The sequence below is a fragment of the Klebsiella sp. 28 genome (assembly GCF_018223905.1).
Taxonomy (GTDB): domain Bacteria; phylum Pseudomonadota; class Gammaproteobacteria; order Enterobacterales; family Enterobacteriaceae; genus Klebsiella; species Klebsiella pneumoniae.
In genome coordinates, this window is sequence record NZ_JAGRQY010000285.1 from 1 (window position 1) to 1394 (window position 1394).

Genomic DNA, 1394 nt, shown 5'->3' on the forward strand with positions numbered 1-1394 from the left:
GAACGGGAATGAACAATCAGCAGATAGCGCAAAAACTGGGCATCAGTCATAAGACGATCTTCTCTCACAAAATCAATATTATGAAAAAATTCCAAATAGCTACCAAACAAGAGTTAACGAGATTCTCATCTGTTGCTCTTGCGCTTTCCGCAGGAAGGATCGGTTAACGTCGGAATTTATTAAAGCGCATCTTCATTTTTCTTCTTTCTCTAACATAGGACGGGCCAAAAAACAAAGATGTAAACAATAACACCACCGCCAGGACTAATAATAGTAAGTTACTCATAACAACCTTTTAAAAGATAAAGATGATTTTTTAAATAATAAGGGGTGGATGTTTTCAAATACAACCCAGCGACAACCATTTCAGACAAAGGTAAAACTCCGTGCGATAATTCTGAAAGATAATAAAAAGAGTAAAAACGATTTCCTTTATCAGACAGGCGTTAGGGTAATAACGATGAAGCATAAACGGACGATGCCAGGCCTAACGCCCAGCGTGTACTGTCGCGACGTCAGGCAAGATGACGGCCTGAAATAATGGTCTACTAACGTGGAAGGAGCGTGGTATTTGGGCAGGTGAAAACACCGTTTTGCAGCTGATCTATACTGTTAGTCAGACATCACGCTGGAGGTGGCTATGTGCGGACGTTTTGCGCAAGCGCAAAGCCGGGAGGAATACCTGGCGCATCTCGTTGAAGCGGCCGAACGAGATATTGCCTGGGACCCGGCGCCTATCGGGCGCTATAACGTCGCGCCCGGGACAAAAGTTTTACTCCTCAATGAACGCGATGAGCAACTCCATCTCGATGCCGTTTACTGGGGCTATGCGCCAGGATGGTGGGATAAACCGCCGCTGATTAATGCCCGGGTTGAGACTGCAGCCTCCAGCAGGATGTTCAAGCCGCTGTGGGAGCACGGACGGGCGATCTGCTTCGCCGACGGCTGGTTTGAGTGGAAAAAGGAAGGAAATACAAAGCAGCCATACTTTATCCAGCGTAAGGATGGCCAGCCAATTTTTATGGCCGCGATTGGTCGGACTCCGTTCGAACGTGGGGACCATGCCGAAGGATTCTTGATCGTGACGGCCGCCGCCGATCGCGGTCTTGTCGATATTCATGACCGTCGGCCGTTGGTCCTGGCGCCTGAAGCCGCCCGGGAATGGATGAGGCAGGATGTCACCGGCGCGGAAGCGGCGGAGATAGCCAGCGACGGAGCCGTTTCCGCCGACGATTTTACCTGGCACCCGGTAACGCGGGCGGTCGGCAATGTGAAAAATCAGGGGCCCGAATTACTTGCCCCTCTCAGCCCATGACAAACGTAATCAAAGCGGCGGATAACGCATCATATTCAGTGAACAGATAATTAAAGACCGTATTCTGCAAGAACGGTGA

4 protein-coding genes are annotated in these 1394 nt (G+C 49.6%); 2 read left to right on the forward strand and 2 right to left on the reverse strand.

The window, feature by feature from the left end; translation table 11 throughout:
* On the forward strand, positions 1-167 hold a 167-nt coding region (locus KHQ28_RS28325), incomplete at its 5' end, for a helix-turn-helix transcriptional regulator (RefSeq protein ID WP_211777787.1).
* Here KHQ28_RS28325 and KHQ28_RS28330 read toward each other — a convergent pair.
* Positions 164-286: a small membrane protein gene (locus tag KHQ28_RS28330; protein ID WP_032419005.1), complete on the reverse strand. Its 123-nt coding sequence runs from the start codon at positions 284-286 to the stop codon at positions 164-166. The two genes, KHQ28_RS28325 and KHQ28_RS28330, sit on opposite strands and share 4 nt — an antisense overlap.
* A 54-nt stretch (positions 287-340) precedes the next feature.
* Positions 341-469 carry a hypothetical protein gene (locus tag KHQ28_RS28335; RefSeq protein ID WP_004219446.1) on the reverse strand — a complete coding sequence of 43 codons (129 nt, stop codon included), beginning with the start codon at positions 467-469 and terminating at the stop codon, positions 341-343.
* Between the two features lie 171 nt (positions 470-640).
* Here KHQ28_RS28335 and KHQ28_RS28340 point away from each other — a divergent pair, with 171 nt between their 5' ends.
* The gene (locus KHQ28_RS28340; RefSeq protein WP_032419006.1) at positions 641-1315 is read left to right on the forward strand and encodes an SOS response-associated peptidase; all 675 of its coding nucleotides are present in this window, start codon (positions 641-643) and stop codon (positions 1313-1315) included.
* Positions 1316-1394: the final 79 nt, after the last annotated feature.